Below are 21,043 nucleotides of genomic sequence, written 5' to 3' on the forward strand. Positions count from 1 at the left end.
TACATATGGAATATGTGAAGGACATATGAGAACGACTTAGCTTTAAACGATTACCCGAACCCTTGAGGAGCCCGGAAACCGCAAGCCGCCGCCCACATGTCCCTTCATCTTAACCTACAATGTCAAAGAACCGACAAAAATACCGACACTCGCATAACCCCTCCCGTAGAAGAAGCTTGCAGCATCTGGTTTTTTGCGACCGTCGCAGAAGCCGTGAGGCACTCCGCTGCGGTGACACCCCTCTAGGGCCACCTCCCGATACCGTCAAACGCTTTTTTACAGTTTCAGGTCACTTTTCGGAAAAATCAAAGCTCGCCCCGCTCAGTGGCGCTGAGTGTCGCCGTGTGACCCTCAGCGAGGGTGCAGCTTGGCGAGCGCGATGCCGGCAAGGTTCTGGGCTCGACCAATATGTCGTATGCGAAGCCGGTCGAAACCGATCGCCAGTTGCTCGAACGTTACCCGGTGTGCCTCGAGCTCTACCGAACGGCACCGCGCCGTTCCCTTGGCTTGGGTGACGACCAGCGTCGAATCGCCGATCAGCATGATATCGCGGTCGCCGTTTATGGCTGCGACCTCCAGCGCATGAATGGCCGCCAGCCATTCGGCGTCGCTGTTGCTGCCGTTGCCCAGATCTTGGCGGTAATGGGTAACGCCCTTGCGGACGACTGCGCATTCAATCGGCCCGGGGTTTGGCCGGCACCCGCCGTCGAAGAACAGCTTGGTTGACTGCCCGTAAGCCATCAGGCTTTCGCTCGCGGGTTCGTCGTCCCCTTGTCGGACGCCGTATGCTTCCGATGCGCGAGCACTGCGCCGACGGCGATCATGCCAAGACCCGCGACCGGCGAACCCCGTCGGATCGACCGCAGTCCACCGAGCGCCAGAAGCGATGCGGGTAGGCCTGCCTGCACGCCACTCAGATGCGCGACGGCCAAGATCCCTGCCCCGTCCGGCTCCACGGGCCTAGCAATTGGTCGCGACTCGACTTCGGTCGCAACCGTATCCGCGACGGCCGCACCCCGCGTTCCCATCGGCGTGGCGGCGCCGGCCGTCGTATCGCTCGTCGTCTGGTGTTCGAGTTCCGAATTCAGCTCTGCGCCAAGCAGGAAGACGTAGGCCGAGAGCCACAGCCATGTCAGCAGCACGATGACCGCGCTCAGCGATCCATAGGTCGCGCCGTAATTTCCGAAGCGCGAGACGTAGACGCCGAACCCGATCGTCGCACCCAACCAGATAATCGTTGCCGCCAGCGATCCGGGAGTCAGCAACGCCCACTTGGCTTTGTGCCGATTGGGGCCGAACCGATACAGGCATGCCGCCGCCGTGACGCCCAGCGAGGTGAGCACGCCGTAACTCACGAGGCGGATCGCTGTGAGCAGGATTTCAGGCGCGCCGGGTATCAGGCTGTCGAGCAACGCAAACGCCGCTGTCGAGAGCGCGGCGACCAGCGCCAGCAGGACGGCACCCCCGGTGATCGCAAAGGCGAGCAGGTTCAGCGCGATGAACCCTCGCGTCTCCTTCTCTTCGTACGCGATGTTCAGCGCGGTAACGATCGACGATGCCCCCTTCGTCCCGCCGTACAACGCGATCCCAAGCGCGATGACGAGACCGAACCCCTTTTTGCCTTCCGACGTATTGACGACCGTGGCGAGTTGGTCGCCGATCACGCGCGCCGCATCTTCCGGAAGGACGTTGAACAACGCGCGGATGTTCGCGACCACCGTCGTCGTGTCCGCGACCAGGCCGTAGATCAACACGACCGACGCGAGCAGCGGGACGATCGCGGCGAACCCATAGAATGCGGTGCCGGCCGCGATCAGGCCGATATTGTCGTCGTTACCCTCGGCCCAGGTGCGCTTCAGGACCTTCCACCATTCGCTCGCCGACATCGACCAGGGGCTGGTGGCGGTATGCGCCATCGGGTGATCGGTATCGGCCAGCGTCTTGCTCCTCGGGATCGGTTCGGCGGGCAAATCCCTCCGCCCACCTAACGCGGCGCGCGCATAAACGTGCCGGATCGGCGGCTAGAGTTGCCGCAAGGCCTGCGCGGGTCGCGCACCCAGGATCGGCCATGCACCGATCAGCCCGATAGCCATGGTCAGCCCCGCCCCGCCGAGCAACGTGACAAGGACGGTCGCATAATCGGGCAGCCATTCGAACGTGAACAGCTGCGTCACGACATACCACGCCCCGCCAAGTCCCAGCAGCAGCGCGAGTACCGACAGGACGACGCTGAGAAACGCATATTCCAGCGCCTGGACGCCAAGCACCTGCCAGCGTGTCGCGCCGAGCGTCCGCAGGATCACGCCGTCATACGTACGCGCCTCCCGCGCCGCCGCGATCGCACCGATCAGCACCGCGATACCGGCGAGGATCGCGACCGACGCGGCGGCGGTAATCGCCGTCGCCATCTGCGTCACGATCGCGCGCACTTGGCCCAGCACGCCGCGGACCTCGATCACTGAGACCGATGGGAAGCGGGGTAGCAGCGCGCGCATCACCATCGACTCCTGCCCGGACGCGAGATCGATCGTCGCGGCAAGATTATGCGGCGCGTCCTCGATCGCATTGGGCGAGAAGACCATCACGAAATTGAAGCCCAGCGTATCCCAGCTGATCCGGCGGAACGACGCGATCCGCGCGGTCCGCTCGACCCCGAGCAGCGTGTAGCTCAGCGGGTCACCGATCTTCAGGTCGAGAACCTTGGCCAACCGCTCGTCGATCGAAACCAGCGGCGGTCCGCGGTAATTGCGCGGCCACCAGCGGCCCGCGGTCAGTTCGCTTCCCTCTGGGAGGGTCGCCGAAAAGGTCAGGCCGCGCTCGCCCCGCAACGCCCAGGCGCCCTCGGGCAGCGTCTTGAGGTCGGCAACCCGCGTCGTACCATAGCCGGTGATGGTGCCGCGCATCGCGGGCACGGTCCGAATCACCGGGTGCGTCGCGATACCCTCGATCGTGCGACGGAATTCGGCTTCGCGGTCGGGGGGCACGTCGAGCGCGAACAAGGCCGGTGCACGGTTCGGCACGGTGCGCGCGATGTTGGCATCAATGCTGGTACGGATGCCTGCGAGCAGGACGAACAAGGTGAGACCGAGGCCCAGTGCGACGACCAGCGTGCCGGTCCGCGCGCCGGGACGATGCAGCCCGGCAACCGCAAGCCGTAACAAAGGACGCCTGGACTTGGGCAGCAATGCCGCGCCGCGCCGGACACCCCAACCGAACAGAGCGAGCATCGCGAGGACGACAGCGACGGCCGCGAGGAACCCGGCGCTAAGCAATGGCTGTTCGGCGGTCGACAGCGCCAGCGCGACGATGGCCGCGCCCGCACCCAGGACCCAGGGCAGTGTTTGGCGCAGCGGAACGCGGCGTTCGCCCGGCAGTCCGCGCAACAGCCCGGCGGCAGGAATACGTCCGGCCTCGATCAGCGGTGGCGCCGTGAAGGCCAGCGCGATCAGCATGCCATAGGCGGCGGCAAGCGCGAGCGGTGCGGCCTGGACGGTGAACCGGGGTGCGACCGGCAGGACGTCGCCCGCAAGCCAGACGATCAACGGCACGGTCGCGAGACCCGCGATCAGCCCTGCAGCGATTCCCATCGCCGCGACGACCGCGACCTGCAGCACGTAGATCCGCGCCACGATGCCCGACGTTGCGCCAAGGACCTTCAACGCGGCGATGCTGCCACGGCGCGCGGTCAGGTAGGACGATACGCCGTTGCCGACGCCGATCCCGGCGATGACCAGCGCAGACAGGCCGACGAGCAGGAGGAACTGCCCCATCCGGTCGACGAAACGCTCGGCGCCGGGTGCGGCCCGATCGCGAGTCTTGGTTTCCCAGCCGCCGGTCGCGAACGCCGCCTTGAAGCGATCGGTTGCCGCTGCCGGGGATGCTCCCGTCGGCAGGCGGATGCGGTATTTGCTCTCGTACAGGCTCCCCGGCTGGACGAGCCCGGTCCGGGCGATACCGTCGAGCGACACGATCGCGACCGGGCCAAGCGTGAACCCCTCCCCCAGCCGGTCCGGCTCGCTCGTAACGATGCCGCCGACGGTGAACGCCGCGGTTCCCAGTCTCAATTGCGCGCCGCGCCCGATCCCAAGCCGCTCCGCCAGCGCCGGTCCGATCAGGACGGTGTTCGCATCGAGCGATTTCGCGGACGTTTCGCCACGCACCGCCAGCGTGCCGTACAGGGGATAAACGGCATCGACGCCCTTGAGTTCGATCGGCACGCTGTTGGTGCCGCGCACCGCCATCGCCTGCATCCGGACCGTTTCGGAGACGGTGCCAAGGCGTGCCATCGCGGCGCGCTCGGCTTGCGTGGCGGCACGTTGCGAGGCTGCGAACTCGACGTCGCCGCCCAGGATCGCGCTACCGCGAGACGCGAGTTCCGTGTCGATCGCCTGCGTCAGGCTGCCGATCGCCGCCAACGCGCCCACCCCGAGAAACAGGCAGGCAAGCAACAGCCGAAGTCCGCGAAACCGCAGGTCGAGTTCACGCCGCGCAAGCCGCCACGCCAGCCGCCAGTCGCTCACCGTTGGTGGTCCGTCAGAATGCGGCCGTCGGCAAGTTCGACGATCCTGTCGCAGCGCGCCGCGAGGACCGGGTCATGGGTAATCACGATCAGCGTCGCGCCGGTAGCCGCACGACGATCGAACAGCAGGTCCATGATTGATGCGCCGGTCGCGGCATCCAAATTGCCGGTGGGCTCGTCCGCGAACACGATGTCCGGCCGTGGCCCGAGCGCGCGCGCGATCGCCACGCGCTGCTGTTCGCCGCCCGACAATTGGGTCGGATAATGGCCGATACGATGCGACAGCCCGACCGCATGCAGTTCGGCCTCCGCCCGCTCGAACGCGTCCGCCATGCCGGCGAGTTCCATCGGCACCGCGACGTTCTCCAACGCGGTCATCGTCGGCAGCAGATGGAACGCCTGCAGGACGATGCCGATGCGACCCCGGCGCGCGCGCGACAACGCGTCCTCGTCGAGCGCGCCGAAATCCAGCCCGGCAACCCGAACGCGACCACCGCTCGCCTGTTCGAGCCCCGCCAGGATCGCCATCAGCGAAGACTTGCCCGATCCCGACGGTCCGAGCAGCGCGGTGCTGGTATCGCGCGCGATATCGAGGTCGATACCCTTCAATATCGTCGTCGCCGCGGTCGATGCGCCGAGGGTCAGGGTGACATCGCGGATCGAGATCACCATGTCCCCACCAGCAAGCTCTTGGTCCTTGGCGGCAGGCTGTAGGTCGTCGGCAGCAAGCGCGGGCGCAATGTCAGTCATGGGCGGTGGGAGATCTTCACGTTGGAGCAAAATCGAAACGGCAGACGCTGGACACTCTATGGGGTCGGCGCGCTGCTTCTCCAAGCGGCGTTGCTGACCGGCTGCGACAGGCACGATGCGCCGCCCGCCGCTGCGCGGGTCGAGAATGCCGCGGTACCGGCCCCTGCCCCCGTGGCCGCGACGCCGGCGCCAAGCGGACCGGCTCGCCTGATACTGGCATTCGGCGACAGCCTGTACGCCGGATACGGCCTCGATCGCGGCCAGAGCCTGCCCGATGCCGTGCAGAACAGGCTGCGACGCGACGGGATCAACGCTACCGTCGTAAACGCCGGCGTGTCGGGCGACACCAGCGCGGCGGGGCGGCAGCGGTTCGCCTTCGCGCTCGACAACCTGCCGCGCAAACCGGACCTCATACTCATCGGGCTTGGCGGAAACGACGTCCTGCGACAGATTGCCCCCGCCGAGACGCGCGCGAACATGACCGCGATGCTGGAGGAGGCAAAACGTCGTGGGATCCCGACGATGCTGACCGGGATGATGGCACCGCCGAACCTCGGCCCGGATTACACGTCGCAATTCAATCGGATATGGCCCGACCTTGCCAAGACATACCATGCATCGCTCTACCCGTTCATTCTCGACGGGGTGATCGGCGACGCCAAGCTGATGCAGGCGGACCGGGTTCATCCCAACCCCGTCGGTGTGGATCGCATCGCAGCACGCGTTGCGCCACTCGTCGAAACGGCGTTAGGACAAGGCAGCTAGGATCGGTACGACACCGGCACCATCGCCTGGTAAATCTACCAGGCGGTGACGGTGCATCGCACGCCGAAGGTAACGGGCTATGCTGTCGGGCGAACAGCAGGCGTCGAGCAGAAAAAGGGACTCGAATGCAATTGAGCGGTTTGATCGCACGGCTGGGGCGACATCTGGATCTCACCGAGGCGGAGCGCGAGGCGATCCTCCATGCCGAAAAAGGCGAGCGGCGGCTGAAGGCCGGCGACGTATTGATGGCGGAAGGTGGCGAAAGCCACGCCTTGTACGTCGTCCGCCAGGGGTGGCTGCATTCTTCGACCAAGCTCGTCACGGGCGGCCGGCAGATCCTGCGGTTCCATTATGCGGGCGACCTGATCGGCACGTCGAGCATGGCATGGTCGCAGGCAGCGGCTACGCTCACCGCGATCTCGGATTGCACCGTCATCGAGATGCCGAAGACCGAGCTCGGCCTCCTGTTTCGCGCACAACCGCGGATCGGCGGGTTGCTTTATGCGATCGCCGCTGCCGAGAATGTCGCGATGAGCGATCGGCTGACCACGATCGGGCGGATGGGCGCGAGCGAGCGGCTGTCGACGTTGCTGCTCGATATCATCGCACGATTGCGGGTGACGGCCGGCGGGATCGTCGACTCGTTCGATCTGCCGCTGACGCAGACCGATATCGGCGATGCGCTGGGTCTGACCAAGGTCCACGTCAACCGGACCATTCGCGCGCTGGAAAAGACCGGCGTGATCGAACGGACTGGCCGCCGCGTGAAGATCATGGATGAAGCAGCCCTCGTCGCCGCGACCGGGTTCACCGATCGCTATGGAGAGATCGAGACCGCCTGGCTGCCTGCCGCGGCGGCGTAGAAATCAGGTACGGTCGACGACGAACAGTGTGACGCGGTCGTACTTGATGTCGCCGGGATTGAAGATCGCGTCGGGCACGAACGAACGATCGGTGACCGCGATGTCCTTCAGGCCGGCAAGCTTGAACGTGCCGAGCTTGATTTCCTTGGGCGGCTGACCGTCGCGCTCCAGCGTCACCGCATCGACGAACACGTCGTCGTGCTTGGTGTACAGGATGTGCGGCGCCAGCGTGCAGACCATGCGGTTATAGGTCGCGGTGATGCACTTGCGCAGCGCGATCGCCTGCAGGAGCAGGGCGTTCGCATTGGCCGGGGCGGACTGGTCGTCGGGGGTCGAGGTCATGTTGTGCATCGCAGCATAAGTTGAAGGATCGAAGCCGTTAGGCCCAACGCGGCGGTCGCGACAAGGGATAACTTGTCGCCGAGGCAGCTTTAGGCCGCCGACACGACCTCATCGGTATGCACGTCGAAGCCGACCAGACGCGCAGGACCGAAGGTGGTCGTGAGCGCCGTATCGGTCGCGTCCCGCCCGCGTGCCATCAGTATCCGGCCGATCCGCGGCTGATTGTGGCGTGCATCGAACGTATGCCACGTTCCGCCGAGATACACGTCGAACCACGCCGAAAAGTCCATCGGCGCGTCGACCGGGGGGATGCCGATGTCGCCAAGGTAGCCGGTGCAGTAGCGAGCTGGGATGTTCATGCAGCGGCACAACGTGATCGCGAGGTGCGCGAAATCGCGGCACACGCCTTGGCGCTCCTGGTAGACGTCCCACGCCGTCTTGGTCGGCCGGGCATAGTGATAGCCGAACTCGACATGATTATGCGCGAAGTCGACGATCGCCTGGACGCGCTGCCAGCCTGCCGGGACGTGCCCGAACAGCGACCATGCCGTCTCCGATAGACGATCGGTCTCGCAATACCGGCTGCCGAGCAGGAAGATGAGGATATCGTCGGGCAAATCCTCGACGGCGTGCTGGATCGCATCCGGCGTCACCGGGTCAGGCTCGCCGCTGTCCTCGATCGTGAAATCGCACGACAGCGTCAGCCCGCCCTTGGGAACGGTGATCCGCGTGCAGACGTTGCCGAACGCGTCGAGATAATCATACGCCGGCACATCGGGGTCGTCGACGATCCGGTGCGGGGTGACGAGATCCTTGTTACGCGATGGGTGGATGCTCAGCATCGTCAGCATCGGTGTCGCGACGTCGGTTTCGAAGCGGATGGTATAGCCAGCGCGGATCAGCATCGAAGTCCCCCTTATCAAACCGTTAGCGATGAGTGTTGATAGTCTGCGGCAACGTCGTCGACGGTGATATCGACCGACACACTCATGTCGAGGAAGCTTCCCGGAAAGCCGCTCCAGGTGCCGGAGACCGGCACTGCCTGATAGATGTCGCGCGCCACCGCGACACGGACGAGGCCGCGGTTGCCGACGATGCCGTTTGTCGGATCGAACTCGACCCAGCCCGATCCGGGCAGGTACACGCGAACCCAGGCGTGCGTATTGCCGCCGCCGGTCCGCTGCTCTCTACTTGTCGGATTGTAGACATAGCCCGAGATGAACCGCGCCGCGAAGCCGAGCGCGCGAACCGCCTCGATCATCAACATCGCATAATCCCGGCAGGTGCCCTTGCGCTTGGCCAGCGTCTCCATCGGCGACTGCGTGCCCTTTTCGGGGCGCGGGACGTAGGTGAATTCGCGCCGGATCGTCGCCGTCATCTCGGACAGCATCGCGAGCGTATCGGTGGGGCCGCCGGTCCCGACGAACCGCCGGGCCCAGGTATCGATCTCGCGCAGCGGATCGTGATGCTGGCGCTCGATCGAACGAAGCAGGTCGGGCATCTCCTCCGACGAATAGGTGAAGGGATACAGCCGCGCGTAATCCTCGATATCGACGTCCTGCAGCTCGGCCGGGGTATGAAGAAGGCGCACCGTGCTGTCGATGACCAGCTCCCGCGCGCGCTTCTTGAAGGTGGCGATCGCGACCGAATTGCCGAACACGTCCTGCAACCAGCGGACGTCGGAGGGCTCGGGGCTGATCGTGAGCTGCGCGTCGATCAGATGCTGGTCGTAGCTTTCGCGAGGGCGAACCATGATCCGGTGCTCGCCAAACGCAACCGGATTGCGGTACGAGTATCTGGTTACATGAGAGAGCGTTAGAGATGGCATCCGGGATCCACGTCGCATGAACAGCAATGTCAGCCAATCGCTGCTTACGACCGAGGATACCTCTCCGGTCACGGTGATCAACCCGGCAGGCGCATCATCGTTCCTGCTGATCGGCGATCATGCGGGAAAGGCGGTTCCGGCACGGCTGGACTCGCTGGGGCTTGGCGACGCGGATCTGTCGCGCCACATCGGCTGGGATATCGGCATCGGCGAGCTCGGCGCGCTGCTAGCCGAGCGGCTCGATGCGGTGTTCGTGCGCCAGACCTATTCGCGGCTGGTAATCGACTGCAACCGCAGCCCCGATCAGCCAGACGTCATCGCAACGGTCAGCGACGGGACGCTCGTTCCGGGCAATGCGGGGCTGACCGAGGCGGAGCGCGCGGCACGCTTCGCCGAGATACACGCGCCCTATCACGCCGCGATCGCCGCCGAACTCGCGCGTCGCGATGCACTGGCCATGCCGACGTTCGTGATCGCGCTGCACAGCTTCACGCCCATGATGAGCGGCCCGATGCGCGATCAGGCACGTCCCTGGCAGATCGGCATCCTGCATGACGGCGGCGATACCGTGTTCGCACGCGCCCTGCTCGACGTGCTGCGCAGGGAGCCGGATCTCACCGTCGGTGACAACGAGCCGTACCGCATGGACCTGATCGACTATACGATCCCGCGTCACGCCTACACTGCCCGCGGCTATGCCGAGATCGAAATCCGGCAGGACCTGCTGGGATCGACCGCCGATTGCGATGCCTGGGCGGATCGCCTCGCGCGGCTGCTTCCACTGGCGCTCGAAAGGGCGGGCAGGATCTGAACGCGCATGATACGAGCCACCGTGCGGGATCGTCTTTCCCGTTGATGCGTTTGCCCGCCGGCCTTGCAACGTGAGGTCGCGCCCTCCGACGTTCGAGATATAATGCAGCGACCAAAGACCACGCCGAATGCCGTAATCCCGGCGCAGGAGCGTTATCAGGCGTTGTTCGAGGCAATCGACGCGGGGCTGTGCATCATCGAGATGATGTTCGAGGGCGAACGCGCGGTCGATTACCGTTTCGTGGAGGTCAACCCGCAGTTCGAAAGCCAGACCGGACTGGTCGACGTCGTCGGCCGAACGGCAAGCGAACTCGTCCCCGATCTCGAGCGATTCTGGTTCGATACATACGGCCGCGTCGCGCTGACCGGCGAACCCGCGCGGTTCGATCACGGCTCGGAACCGATGGGACGCTGGTTCGACGTTCATGCCTTTCCGGTTGGCGACGGCACGCCGAGAATGGTGGCGATCCTGTTCAACGACGTCTCCGCGCGGCGATCGCGACGCAGGAGAGCGAGGAGCGCCTCAACCAGGCGCTCGCGGCGGGCAACGGCATCGGCACCTGGGACTGGGACGTTCCCAACGACCGGGTCAAGGCAGACGAGCGCTTCTCACGGCTGCACGGCGTTCCGGCAGAGCTTGGCTGGAAGGGCGCGCCGCTCGAACTGTTCTTCGGCAAGATCCACGCCGACGACCTCCCCGGCACGCGCGCGGCGGTAGCCGATGCGGTCGGGGCTGGCGGTGACTTCGCGGTGGAATATCGCCTCGTCCAGCCGGATGGTGCGATCCGGTGGGTGGCGGCGCAAGGCCGTTGTCGGCTCGCGCCGGACGGCACAGCACTGCGGTTTCCCGGCGTCAGTTTCGACATCACCGAGCGCAAGCAGGCGGACCTGCGCCAGCGCACCCTGCTCGAACTGAGCGATGCGATCCGCGACCTTCACCATCCCGAAGAGATCGCCTATGCCGCCTCGGAAATCCTCGGCAAGGCGCTCCAGGTCAGCCGCATCGGTTACGGCATCATCGACAAGGCGAACGAGACGATCACGGTCGAGCGCGACTGGTTCTCGCCCGGTATCGCAACGCTTGCGGGTACGCTCGATTTTCGCGCCTATGGATCCTATGTCGAGGATCTGAAGGCCGGCGTGACGGTCGCGATCGCCGACGTCGACTGCGACGACCGAACGCGGGACACCGCGGACGCGTTGCGGGGGATCAGCGCATGGTCGTTCGTCAACATGCCGCTGGTCGAGCAGGATGACTTCGTCGCGCTGCTCTACGCGAACCACGCGACCGCGCGGGTGTGGAGCGACGACGATCTGCTGTTGATGCGCGAGGTCGCCGAACGTGTCCGTACGGCCACCGAGCGTCTGCGGGCCGAAGACGCGCGACGGGCGAGCGACGAGCAGTTCCGCGTATTCGCCGAGGCCGTCCCCAATCAGATCTGGGCCGCGCGTCCCAACGGATACCTCTATTGGTTCAACCAGCAGGTCTATGCCTATAACGGCCTCGAACCGGGCGGACTCGACGGGACGCAAGTCTGGGGCAGCATGCTGCATCCGGACGACCTGTCGCTCGCAGCGGACCGCTGGAGCCATTCGCTGGCGACCGGCGAGCCGTATTCGGTCGAGTTCCGCGTGCGCGGCGCCACCGGGGAATACCGATGGTTCTTGGTCCGCGCGGAACCGGTGCGTGCCGGCGACGGCACGATCCTTCGCTGGGTCGGCACCAATACGGATATCGACGAGAGCCGCCGCCAGACCGCGGAACTCGCGCGGTGGAACGAGACACTCGAGGAGCAGGTGGCCGAACGCACGCGCGAGTTGATGGTCGTCGAGGAGGCGCTGCGCCAGAGCCAGAAGATGGAGGCGGTCGGCCAGCTGACCGGCGGGATCGCGCATGATTTCAACAATTTGCTGACCGGCATTACCGGCAGCTTGGAACTGCTGGGGATCCGCATCGCGCAGGGGCGGCTGAACGATGTCGAGCGCTATTCGCTCGCCGCGCAGGGGGCCGCCAAGCGTGCCGCCGCGCTCACCCACCGCCTGCTCGCGTTCTCGCGCCGGCAGACGCTCGATCCGAAGCCGACCGACATCAACCGGTTGGTATCCGGGCTGGAAGATCTGGTGCGGCGGACCGTCGGCCCCGAAGTCGAGGTCGAGGTCGTCGAAGCGGTCGGGCTGTGGGCGACCCTGGTCGATCCCAACCAGCTCGAGAACGCGTTGCTCAACCTGTGTATTAACGCGCGCGATGCGATGCCGGAGGGCGGGCGACTGACGATCGAGACCGCCAATCGCTGGATCGACGCACGGACGGCACGCGAACGCGAACTTGATGCCGGCCAGTATGTGTCGCTGTGCGTATCGGACACCGGCACCGGCATGACCCCGGACGTGATCGCCAAGGCATTCGATCCCTTCTTCACCACCAAGCCGCTCGGGCTCGGCACCGGGCTGGGCCTGTCGATGATCTACGGGTTCGCGCGGCAGTCGGGCGGTCAGGTGCGGATCTATTCCGAGGTCGGCGAAGGCACGAACGTCTGCGTCTACCTACCCCGCCATTTCGGCGTCGCCGAGCACGGCACGACCGAGGTCGATCTGTCCGACGCACCGCGCGCCGAGGCTGGCGAGACCGTGTTGGTGGTCGATGACGAACCCACCGTGCGGATGCTGGTGGTCGAGGTTCTGGAGGAACTCGGCTATGCGGCGATCGAGGCAGCGGATGGCGCGGCGGGTTTGAAACTGCTGCAATCGGAACTGCGTGTCGACCTGCTGGTCACCGATGTCGGCTTGCCGGGCGGCATGAACGGACGACAGATGGCGGACGCAGCCCGGATTGGGCGGCCCGACCTCAAGATCCTGTTCATCACCGGCTATGCGGAGAACGCCGTGGTCGGCAACGGCCATCTCGATCCCGGCATGCACGTGATGACCAAGCCGTTCGCGATGGAGGCGCTGGCCGGGCGGATCAAGGAACTGATCGTCGCTGCATAGGCGGCGCAGAGGCAGACGTTGCGCTTGTCCGATCCGTTACTGCTGCACCGTGCACGGTCGGGCGTGACGACCGTTGCCCACCCTGCCTCGATCCAGCCTTCGCCAGACGGGGTGGGATGATCGTGTCACCGTTTCGCGCTGCACTAACCCATGTTGCCCTACGGCAACAGCACGGGCGGGATCGTCGAACATGGCATCCTTGTCACTTGATATGATGTATCATCAAATATACCCGCATTGTCGTACAGGGACGACACAAGGGAATTTCATGAAGACGATGCTGTTCGGCGCCACCGCCCTGGCTGCGCTCCTCTCCTCGCAAGCTCATGCGCAGACCTCGACGCAGGGCAGCGACTCCGCGGCGCCCGCCCCCGCTTCCACGTCGGTCGGATCGACCAACCAGCGTGACATCATCGTCACCGCGCCGATCCAGACCAGCGAGCGCGACGTCTTGCAGGGCACCACCGTCCTGACCGGCCAGGAACTCACCCGCCAGTTGCGCCCGTCGATCGGCGAGACTCTCGCGCGCCAGCCCGGCGTGTCGGCATCGTCGTTCGGCCCGAGCGCCTCGCGTCCGATCCTGCGCGGCTTCCAGGGTGACCGCATCCGCGTGCTGACCGACGGGATCGGCTCGATCGACGTCTCGAACACCTCGGTCGACCACGCCGTCATCATCGACCCGCTGCTCGCCGAGCGTATCGAGATCCTCCGCGGCCCCAGCGCACTCCTGTACGGCACGTCGGCGGTCGGCGGCGTCGTCAACGTCATCGATACGCGTATCCCGCGGTCGGTGCCCGAGAACGGCTACCGTGTGAACGGCATCGCCAACTATGGTTCGGCCGCCAACGAGCGGTCTGGCGGAATGGCGGGCGACGTCGCAGTCGGCCAGCATCTCGTCCTCCACGCCGACGGCTCGTATCTGAAGTCGGGCGACCTGCGCACCGGCGGCTACATCCTGTCGCGCGACGCCCGCGCACAAGCCTTGGCGACGGCAGCCACCACACCCGTTGATCCCAACGACGCCGAGTCGATCGACTATGCCGCATCGGCACGGTTGAAGGGCAAGCTGCCCAACACGCAGGCCGAGACGTGGACCGCGGGCGCCGGCGCGTCGATCATTACCGACAACGGCAATCTCGGCATTTCGTACAGCCACTATGACAGCCTGTACGGCGTGCCGGTCCGCTACGCCACGCAACCCGGCCAGGAGCAGGAGGCGCCCCGCCTCGACGTCGTCCAGAACCGCGTCGACCTGCGCGGCGAGATCGATACCGGCGGCGACGTGATCAGCAAGATCCGCATCCGCGCCGGACAGGCGAGCTATCGCCATTTCGAGCTGGAAGAGGACAACTCCGTCGGCACCGCCTTTTACAACAAGGGCCTCGAAGGACGCTTGGAGGTCATTCAGGCGAACCGCGGCGGCTGGCAGGGCGCGTCTGGCGTGCAGTTCTACAACCGGATCTTCAACGTGGTCGGCGACGAAGCCTTCCTGCCCAAGAACGAGACCAACCAGACCGGCCTCTTCACGCTGCAACAATATGAGGCCGGCAAGTTCCGCGCCGAGGGCGGCGTACGCTACGAGATCACCGATCTCGCTGCGCGTACGCCCGAGGACGATCTGCGCTTCTTCCGTGGCAGCCAGAGCTATCATTCGGTCTCGGGTTCGCTCGGCGCCTCCTATGCTCTGACCGACACCATCCGCGTCGGCCTGAACGGTTCGCGGACCGAGCGTGCGCCATCGGCCGAAGAGCTGTTCGCGAACGGCGCGCATGCCGGGACGCAGGCCTACGAACTGGGCAACCCGAACTTCCGGCTTGAGAAGTCATGGGGCCTCGAAGGCACGCTGCACGCGCATGGCGACGGCTTCAGCTTCGACGCGTCGGCCTATTACAACTGGTTCTCGAACTACATCTCGGAGAACCAGGTCGCGTCGACGGTCTGCCAGGCGGCCGCCGATCCCTCGGGCCGGACCGTCGACCTGCCCTGCTTCCAGTATCAGCAGGCCGACGCGCGCTATTACGGGTTCGAGGCGGATGCATCGGTGAAGGTCGCGCAGATCGGCGGTTATGCGGTCAACGCCGACGTGCTGGGCGACTACGTCCACGCGAACATCGTCGACCAGGGCGCGGTCCCACGGATCCCGCCGATGCGCGTGCTGGGCGGTATCGAGGCGCAGGGCGACCGGATCAACGGCCGCGTCGAGGTGGAGCACGTGTTCGACCAGAACCGCATCGCCGCGTTCGAGACGAAGACCAACGAGTACACGATGGTCAACGCCTCCATCGGCCTCAGCCCGTTCGGCAAGGATTCGAAGACGACGTTGTTGCTGAGCGCGAACAATCTGTTCGACGTAAACGCCCGCCGCGCGACCAGCTTCCTGAAGGATTTCGCGCCGCTTGCGGGTCGCGACTTCCGCGCGACGCTCCGCTTCGGGCTGTAAGTTGGGTTAAATCCTCCCCCGCCCTTCCTCCGTCACCCCAGCGAAAGCTGGGGTGACGGAGGGGGAACATGAACTAACTGTCATTTTCCGGTTTACGCCACCCTGCCCTCGCGTTTAGAGAGCCTCCTTCGAAAATGGTGGCAAGGTAATGATGCGGAAGGCTATTTTTCTTTCCGTGGGCGCGTGCCTGCCGATGTTGGCGGCGTGCAACCGGCACCAGTCGACGCTCGCGCCGTTTGGCGAGGAGGCGGACAAGGTCCTCTCGATCACCATCGTTCTGGTCATCGGCGCCATCATCCTCGCGGGCGGCCTTGCCCTGCTGATGCGCCATGCGATGCGAGCGCCCGAGGGGCGGCTGACTCACAAGGGCGGGATGAAGCTGGTGCTGTGGCTCGGCGGCATCGGTCCTTCGATCCTGCTGCTGGGTCTGTTGCTTTACGCCCTCCCCGCAATGCGACCGCGCGAGGTGGCCAACGGCGACTTGCGCATCCGGGTGGAGGGCGAACAATTCTGGTGGCGCGTCCGCTATGCGCCGCCGGGCGGTTCGGTGGTCGAGACCGCGAACGAACTGCGCCTCCCCGTCGGTCGCACGGTCGAACTGTCGCTGCGCAGCCCCGACGTTATCCACAGCTTCTGGGTGCCCGGTCTCGCCGGCAAGATGGACATGATCCCAGGCCGCACCAACCGCCTCGTCGTTCGCGCGACCAAGGCGGGCACGTACCGTGGCGTCTGCGCCGAGTTCTGCGGGCTCGGCCACGCGCTGATGGCGTTCGACGTGATCGCGATGGAGCCAGCCGCGTTCGAGCGCTGGCTCGCCGAACAGCGCAAGCCCGCCGTCGTTACCGCGTCACCGGGCGCGCGCGCCTTCGCGAGCTATGGCTGTAGCGGGTGCCACAGCGTCCGCGGCGTCGGCCCGGTCGCGAAGATTGGTCCCGACCTCACCCACTTCGGCTCGCGCCCGACGCTCGCCGCGGGGGTGCTGCCGATGACGCACGCCAACATCGCCGGGTTCGTCCGCGATCCGGGCAAGACCAAGCCCGGCGTGCGGATGCCCGCCTTCCCGCAGATGTCGGCCGCCGAAGCCGACCAGATTGCAAGCTACCTTCAGGGGCTCAAATGACCACCGAGAGCACCCAATATATCGCGCCCGACCAGAATGATCCCGCGGTCCGCAAGGGCCAGGAAGATCGTTTGCGTGAAGTCTGGAAGCCGCCCACCGGCTGGTTCTTCCGTTGGACCGACGTCAACAACAATCGGATCGGCGTGTGGTACACGCTGACCGCGTTCGGGTTCATGCTGTTCGCAGGCGTGCTCGCGCTGATCATGCGCACGCAGCTGGCGGTACCGAACAACGACCTCGTCACGGCGAACACGTTCAACCAGCTGTTCACGCTGCACGGCTCGATGATGATGTTCCTGTTCGCGGTGCCGATGTTCGAGGCGGTGTCGATCATCCTCCTGCCGCAGCTGCTCGGCGCGCGCGACCTGCCGTTTCCGCGGCTGTCGGGGTTCGGCTATTGGAGCTTCCTGATCGGCGGCGTGTTCGTGTCGGGCTCGATCTTCTTCGACGCGGCGCCCGACGGCGGCTGGTTCATGTATCCGCCGCTGACGACGCGGACCGACCTCAGCGGGCTCGGCGCGGACATCTGGATGCTGGGCTTGAGCTTCATCGAGGTGTCGTCGGTCGCCGCCGCGGTCGAGCTGATCGTCGGCGTGCTGAAGTGCCGCCCGCCGGGCATGCGGCTCAACCTCATGCCGCTCTACGCCTGGTACATCCTGGTCGTTGCGGTGATGATCCTGTTCGCGTTCCCGCCGCTGATCGCGGGCGACGTGCTGTTCGAGATGGAGCGGCTGCTGAACTGGCCGTTCTTCAACGCGGAGAAGGGCGGCGATCCACTGCTCTGGCAGCACCTGTTCTGGATCTTCGGCCACCCCGAAGTCTACATCGTCTTCCTGCCGTCGATCGCGCTGTTCGCGATGCTGATCCCGACGTTCGCCCAACGCCATCTGCTCGGCTATCCGTGGATCGTTCTGGCTGCGGTCGGCACCGCCTTCCTCAGCTTCGGGCTGTGGGTCCACCACATGTTCACGACCGGGCTGCCGAAGATCAGCCTCGCCTTCTTCGCGGCAGCATCGGAAGCAGTGGCGATCCCGACCGGCGTGCAGATCTTCGTATTCATCGCGACGCTCTGGGCCGGCAACGTCAAGAAATCGACGCCTTTGCTGTACGCATCGGGCAGCCTGGCTGTGTTCGTGATCGGCGGGCTGACCGGCGTGATGGTCGCGGTCGCCCCGTTCGACTGGCAGGCGCACGATACCTATTTCATCGTCGCGCATCTGCACTACGTGCTGATCGGCGGCACGCTGCTGCCGTTGTTCGCCGGGCTGTATTATTACTGGCCGCTGGTGACGGGGAAGAAGCTGTCGGACCGGCTCGGGCGGATCGCGTTCTGGATTATGTTCGTCGGCATGAACCTGACGTTCTTCCCGATGCATCTGTCGGGGCTGCTCGGGATGCCGCGGCGCGTGTTCACCTATCCGGAGGAACTGGGAATCGGCGGGCTAAACCTCGCCTCGACCGCGGGTTCGTACATGTTCGCAGCGGGCGTGCTGATCGTCTGCATCGACCTCGCTCTGTCGCCGCGTCGCCCGAAGGCGCCGCGCAACCCGTGGAACGCCGGCACACTCGAATGGCTCGCGCTGCCCGACGACGAGGATTGGGGTATCCGCTCGGTGCCGCTGATCGAGAGCCGCTATCCGATCTGGGACCAGAAGAACTTCGTCCAGAAAGTCGATGAGGGGCGCTTCTTCCTGCCCGACGCGGAGGAGATGCGGCGCGAGTCGATCATCACCACCGTGCTCGATGCGCGCCCCCTCCAGGTGATCCGCCTCGGCACGCCGAGCGTGAAGCCGATGATGACCGCGGTCGCGCTCGCGGGCGTGTTCATCCTGACGACCTACCATCTCTATATCTGGTCGGCGGTCAGTGGCGTAGCGACGCTCGCCTGCGTGCTTTGGTGGCTGTGGACCGGCACCGCCGAGATCCCCGAAAAGCCGACCAAGCATATCGGCCACGGCATCGAGGTGCCGCTCTATACCTCGGGGCCGTCGGCGCCGGGCTGGTGGGCGATGTTCATCACGATGATGGCGGACGCGACCGCGTTCTCGGGCCTCGTGTTCGGCTATTTCTTCTTCTGGACGATCCACAACGATTTCCCGCCGAGCGGGGTCGGGCTGAACGGACCCGGCGTGTTCTGGCCGATGGTCGCGCTGGCGCTGACCTTGGCCGGCTGGGCCGCCACCGTTGGCGCGCGCGAAGTGCATCGCCGCGGTAACGTCGGTGCGGGTCGCGCGCTACTGATCGTCGGGATCGTCGCGACGCTGTCGAGCCTGTTCGCCGGACTCGCCGGACCGTGGTATTCGGGGCTTGATCCCGAACTTCACGTCTATCCCGCGATCGTCTGGACGCTGGCGATCTGGACCGCGGTCCACGCCGCGATCGGGGTCATCATGCAGGCCTACACGCTCGCACGCAGCCTCGCGGGGAAGATGACGCCGGTCTATGATGCGGACCTGCGCAACATCACCGTGTACCACCATTTCCTCGCACTGACCGGGATCGTGACGTTCTGCACGATCGGCCTGTTCCCGGGGGTCGCATGACGGACAAGCCCGAGCGCAAGCCCCAAGCCGAGCGGAAACATTGGGCCCGCGACCTGAAGGTGACGCTGTGGACGCTGATCGTCCCGCCGACGATCTGGGCCGTGCATTTCCTGTTCTGCTATCTGTGGGTGGCAGTAACCTGCGCGAAATCGTCGAGACCGGGGACGGCGTTGACCGGCTTCCCGCTGGCGACGCTGATCGCGACGATCGTGGCGCTGCTGGGGATCGTCGCGGCGGGTTACATCGCGCGCGTTCAGTCGGAGACGCCCGGCGATCCGGCCCCGCACGAACAGGGCACCGCGATCGATCGCCTCCGCTTCCTCGCGCTGTCGACGCGGTTGCTGGCGGGGCTGAGCTTCGTCGCGGTGATCTTCACCGCTCTGCCGGTCATCATGTTCGGCGACTGCCGATGAGACGTGCGAGCCTCGTCCTGGGCGCGGCGCTAGTCCCGCTCGGCTGGGCCTTCGCCGCCGCCCCGCTCGGGATGGTCGGGCACATGGCGGGTCACATGATCGCGGTTGCGGTTGCGGCGCCGTTCCTCGCCTACGGGATCGCCGGGAGCAAGTTCGACCCGGCCGAGCGCTGGCCCGCGGTCGTGACCCCGCTCGCGATGTCGCTCGTCGAACTCGTCGTCGTATGGTTCTGGCACCTCCCCGCGCTGAGGCTCCGCGTCGACATGCAGCCCCTCGCGCTGCTCATCGAGCAAGCGAGCTTCCTCATCGCTGGCGTCCTCCTCTGGAGCGCGGTACTTGGCACCCGCATTGGCGGCGCCACCGACCGTCGCGCGTCCGGCGTCGCAGCGCTGCTGCTCACCTCGATGCACATGACGCTGCTCGGCGCGTTGATCGGCCTCGCCCCGCGACCGCTCTACGCAATGATGGCGATGCACCCGGCAACACACGGCCTCGACGCACTCGAAGACCAGCAACTCGGCGGCGTCGTCATGCTGATGGTCGGCGCGGCGAGTTATTTCATCGGCGGGCTCGCGATGCTCGGCGGATTGTTGAAGACACGGAGCGCGACCGCATGACGATCCGGATAACCTGGGCGCGCGCCGCCGCCGCCATCGTCGGACTGGCGCTTGCCGGGCTGTTGTTCGCGTGGTCGGGCGTGTTCAACATCGCCGCCTCGTCAGGCCATTGGAAGATCACCGACTGGTTCCTCCACTGGACGATGCGCAACTCGGTCCGCACCTACGCCGCCGTCACCGCGCCCGACGATCCCAAGGCTAACGAGGGTCTCGTCAGCGCCGCCGGCCTGTTCAAGGCAAGCTGCGCCTCGTGCCACGGCGCTCCCGGCGTCCGCCCGCTCCCAGTGATGCAAGCCGCGACGCCCCCTGCCCCAAACCTGTCGATCAACGCGCGCGAGTGGACCGACAAGCAGATCTTCTGGATCCTCAAGCACGGCGTCAAATACACCGGCATGCCCGGCTGGGCCGCCAAGGACCGCGACGACGAAGTCCGCCGCATGGTCGCCTTCGTCCGCCTGCTGCCGGAAATGTCGCCCGCGACCTATCGCTCGCTGACCGAAGTGCCGGGCGTCACCGATGCCAGGATTGCCACCTGCGTAGGCTGCCACGGCGCAGATGGGCGTGGTCGCGGCCAGCCCGACATGCCCGTTCTTGGCGGCCAGAGCCCCGCGTATCTCCGCGCAGCACTGGAGGCCTATGCGACCGGAAAGCGTCAGAGCGCGGTGATGGCGAACGCCGCGGCGACGCTGACGCCAGAGAACATGACGCGGTTGGCGGATCACTTCGCGGCGATGCCGGGGATCGGCGGCGTCACGCCGTCGGGATCGACCGCAGCAGCCCGGATCGACCGCGAGGGGCTGCCGAAGGTGCAACTCCCCGCCTGCGCGAGCTGCCACGCTCCGGGCAAGCCCTACCCCGTACTCGCCGGCCAGCGCGCCAGCTACATCGCGCAACGCCTGCGTAATTGGCGCGGTGACGAGACGGTCGTCGACGCGCGCAAATCGCAGTCGACGATGCCGGTCATTGCACGCCGCATTCCCGAGGACATGATCGACCCGCTCGCACGCTATCTGGCGGGCCGCTGAGGGAACGCCGCCCCCAAATC

At 65.8% G+C, this 21,043-nt stretch carries 18 protein-coding genes; 11 read left to right on the top strand and 7 right to left on the bottom strand.

The annotated features are described in order from the left end of the window. Nucleotides 1-351: 351 nt before the first annotated feature. Genes IFR23_RS11985 through IFR23_RS12000 form a run of 4 tightly spaced genes read right to left on the bottom strand, consistent with a single transcriptional unit; the run spans nucleotide 352 to nucleotide 5,191 of the window. Nucleotides 352-741 carry a reverse transcriptase-like protein gene (locus IFR23_RS11985; RefSeq protein ID WP_192976129.1) on the bottom strand — a complete coding sequence of 130 codons (390 nt, stop codon included), beginning with the start codon at nucleotides 739-741 and terminating at the stop codon, nucleotides 352-354. After that, nucleotides 741-1,970, bottom strand: a complete 1,230-nt coding sequence (locus IFR23_RS11990; protein WP_244655646.1) for a YihY/virulence factor BrkB family protein — start codon at nucleotides 1,968-1,970, stop codon at nucleotides 741-743. The genes IFR23_RS11985 and IFR23_RS11990 overlap by 1 nt, the downstream gene beginning before the upstream one ends. 51 nt (nucleotides 1,971-2,021) lie before the next feature. Beyond that, nucleotides 2,022-4,520, bottom strand: coding sequence for an ABC transporter permease (locus tag IFR23_RS11995; RefSeq protein WP_342344946.1), 2,499 nt, complete (start codon nucleotides 4,518-4,520; stop codon nucleotides 2,022-2,024). After that, on the bottom strand, nucleotides 4,517-5,191 hold the full coding sequence (locus IFR23_RS12000; RefSeq protein WP_192976274.1) for an ABC transporter ATP-binding protein: 675 nt from the start codon (nucleotides 5,189-5,191) through the stop codon (nucleotides 4,517-4,519). Before IFR23_RS12000 ends, IFR23_RS11995 begins: the two co-directional genes overlap by 4 nt. 99 nt (nucleotides 5,192-5,290) lie before the next feature. On the opposite strand from IFR23_RS12000, the gene IFR23_RS12005 reads away from it, so the two are divergent. Together IFR23_RS12005 and IFR23_RS12010 are read left to right on the top strand one after the other, a co-directional pair. Further along, nucleotides 5,291-6,034 (top strand): arylesterase, encoded by a 744-nt coding sequence (locus IFR23_RS12005; RefSeq protein WP_192976130.1) that lies wholly within the window; start codon nucleotides 5,291-5,293, stop codon nucleotides 6,032-6,034. A gap of 131 nt (nucleotides 6,035-6,165) precedes the next feature. Further along, complete coding sequence (locus IFR23_RS12010) at nucleotides 6,166-6,897, top strand: Crp/Fnr family transcriptional regulator (protein WP_181321214.1); 732 nt, start codon at nucleotides 6,166-6,168, stop codon at nucleotides 6,895-6,897. A gap of 3 nt (nucleotides 6,898-6,900) precedes the next feature. Here the strand turns inward: IFR23_RS12010 and IFR23_RS12015 are convergent, their stop codons facing one another. From IFR23_RS12015 to IFR23_RS12025, 3 genes are all read right to left on the bottom strand, one after another. Further along, nucleotides 6,901-7,239, bottom strand: a complete 339-nt coding sequence (locus IFR23_RS12015) for a hypothetical protein (RefSeq protein ID WP_192238700.1) — start codon at nucleotides 7,237-7,239, stop codon at nucleotides 6,901-6,903. An 89-nt stretch (nucleotides 7,240-7,328) separates the two neighbouring features. Continuing rightward, nucleotides 7,329-8,144, bottom strand: coding sequence for a transglutaminase-like domain-containing protein (locus IFR23_RS12020; RefSeq protein WP_192976131.1), 816 nt, complete (start codon nucleotides 8,142-8,144; stop codon nucleotides 7,329-7,331). A 14-nt stretch (nucleotides 8,145-8,158) separates the two neighbouring features. Further along, nucleotides 8,159-9,085 (bottom strand): transglutaminase family protein, encoded by a 927-nt coding sequence (locus tag IFR23_RS12025; protein ID WP_342344947.1) that lies wholly within the window; start codon nucleotides 9,083-9,085, stop codon nucleotides 8,159-8,161. Between IFR23_RS12025 and IFR23_RS12030 the strand changes: the two genes are divergently transcribed. The 9 genes from IFR23_RS12030 (at nucleotide 9,084) to IFR23_RS12075 (ending at nucleotide 21,023) form a co-directional block, all read left to right on the top strand. Next, nucleotides 9,084-9,878: an N-formylglutamate amidohydrolase gene (locus tag IFR23_RS12030; RefSeq protein ID WP_192976133.1), complete on the top strand. Its 795-nt coding sequence runs from the start codon at nucleotides 9,084-9,086 to the stop codon at nucleotides 9,876-9,878. The two genes, IFR23_RS12025 and IFR23_RS12030, sit on opposite strands and share 2 nt — an antisense overlap. A 102-nt stretch (nucleotides 9,879-9,980) precedes the next feature. Beyond that, nucleotides 9,981-10,595, top strand: a complete 615-nt coding sequence (locus IFR23_RS20235; RefSeq protein WP_244655647.1) for a PAS domain-containing protein — start codon at nucleotides 9,981-9,983, stop codon at nucleotides 10,593-10,595. Then, nucleotides 10,493-12,865 carry a PAS domain-containing protein gene (locus tag IFR23_RS20025; RefSeq protein WP_244655657.1) on the top strand — a complete coding sequence of 791 codons (2,373 nt, stop codon included), beginning with the start codon at nucleotides 10,493-10,495 and terminating at the stop codon, nucleotides 12,863-12,865. Before IFR23_RS20235 ends, IFR23_RS20025 begins: the two co-directional genes overlap by 103 nt. A 268-nt stretch (nucleotides 12,866-13,133) precedes the next feature. Further along, entirely contained in the window at nucleotides 13,134-15,305 is a 2,172-nt protein-coding gene (locus IFR23_RS12050; RefSeq protein WP_192976134.1) for a TonB-dependent receptor, read from the top strand. 151 nt (nucleotides 15,306-15,456) lie between these two features. Further along, entirely contained in the window at nucleotides 15,457-16,425 is a 969-nt protein-coding gene (coxB, locus tag IFR23_RS12055) for a cytochrome c oxidase subunit II (RefSeq protein WP_192976275.1), read from the top strand. Next, nucleotides 16,422-18,968 (top strand): cytochrome c oxidase subunit I, encoded by a 2,547-nt coding sequence (gene ctaD, locus IFR23_RS12060; RefSeq protein ID WP_192976135.1) that lies wholly within the window; start codon nucleotides 16,422-16,424, stop codon nucleotides 18,966-18,968. The genes coxB and ctaD overlap by 4 nt, the downstream gene beginning before the upstream one ends. Continuing rightward, on the top strand, nucleotides 18,965-19,381 hold the full coding sequence (locus IFR23_RS12065; protein WP_107963560.1) for a hypothetical protein: 417 nt from the start codon (nucleotides 18,965-18,967) through the stop codon (nucleotides 19,379-19,381). Before ctaD ends, IFR23_RS12065 begins: the two co-directional genes overlap by 4 nt. Further along, on the top strand, nucleotides 19,378-19,998 hold the full coding sequence (locus tag IFR23_RS12070) for a cytochrome c oxidase assembly protein (RefSeq protein WP_192976136.1): 621 nt from the start codon (nucleotides 19,378-19,380) through the stop codon (nucleotides 19,996-19,998). The genes IFR23_RS12065 and IFR23_RS12070 overlap by 4 nt, the downstream gene beginning before the upstream one ends. Beyond that, nucleotides 19,995-21,023, top strand: a complete 1,029-nt coding sequence (locus IFR23_RS12075; protein ID WP_192976137.1) for a c-type cytochrome — start codon at nucleotides 19,995-19,997, stop codon at nucleotides 21,021-21,023. Before IFR23_RS12070 ends, IFR23_RS12075 begins: the two co-directional genes overlap by 4 nt. Nucleotides 21,024-21,043 lie beyond the last annotated feature (20 nt).

The organism is Sphingomonas sp. CFBP 13603 (assembly GCF_014892665.1).
GTDB lineage: Bacteria > Pseudomonadota > Alphaproteobacteria > Sphingomonadales > Sphingomonadaceae > Sphingomonas.

What these genes read in the sequence shown, in the direction of transcription:
- IFR23_RS12025 (WP_342344947.1), bottom strand. Translation starts at nt 9,085, where the DNA reads ATGCGACGTGGATCCCGGATGCCATCTCTAACGCTCTCTCATGTAACC.
- IFR23_RS12015 (WP_192238700.1), bottom strand. Translation starts at nt 7,239, where the DNA reads ATGACCTCGACCCCCGACGACCAGTCCGCCCCGGCCAATGCGAACGCC.
- IFR23_RS12020 (WP_192976131.1), bottom strand. Translation starts at nt 8,144, where the DNA reads ATGCTGATCCGCGCTGGCTATACCATCCGCTTCGAAACCGACGTCGCG.
- IFR23_RS12065 (WP_107963560.1), top strand. Translation starts at nt 18,965, where the DNA reads ATGACGGACAAGCCCGAGCGCAAGCCCCAAGCCGAGCGGAAACATTGG.
- IFR23_RS12000 (WP_192976274.1), bottom strand. Translation starts at nt 5,191, where the DNA reads ATGGTGATCTCGATCCGCGATGTCACCCTGACCCTCGGCGCATCGACC.
- IFR23_RS12070 (WP_192976136.1), top strand. Translation starts at nt 19,378, where the DNA reads ATGAGACGTGCGAGCCTCGTCCTGGGCGCGGCGCTAGTCCCGCTCGGC.
- IFR23_RS12050 (WP_192976134.1), top strand. Translation starts at nt 13,134, where the DNA reads ATGAAGACGATGCTGTTCGGCGCCACCGCCCTGGCTGCGCTCCTCTCC.
- IFR23_RS11985 (WP_192976129.1), bottom strand. Translation starts at nt 741, where the DNA reads ATGGCTTACGGGCAGTCAACCAAGCTGTTCTTCGACGGCGGGTGCCGG.
- coxB (WP_192976275.1), top strand. Translation starts at nt 15,457, where the DNA reads ATGCGGAAGGCTATTTTTCTTTCCGTGGGCGCGTGCCTGCCGATGTTG.
- ctaD (WP_192976135.1), top strand. Translation starts at nt 16,422, where the DNA reads ATGACCACCGAGAGCACCCAATATATCGCGCCCGACCAGAATGATCCC.
- IFR23_RS12075 (WP_192976137.1), top strand. Translation starts at nt 19,995, where the DNA reads ATGACGATCCGGATAACCTGGGCGCGCGCCGCCGCCGCCATCGTCGGA.
- IFR23_RS12030 (WP_192976133.1), top strand. Translation starts at nt 9,084, where the DNA reads ATGAACAGCAATGTCAGCCAATCGCTGCTTACGACCGAGGATACCTCT.
- IFR23_RS20235 (WP_244655647.1), top strand. Translation starts at nt 9,981, where the DNA reads ATGCAGCGACCAAAGACCACGCCGAATGCCGTAATCCCGGCGCAGGAG.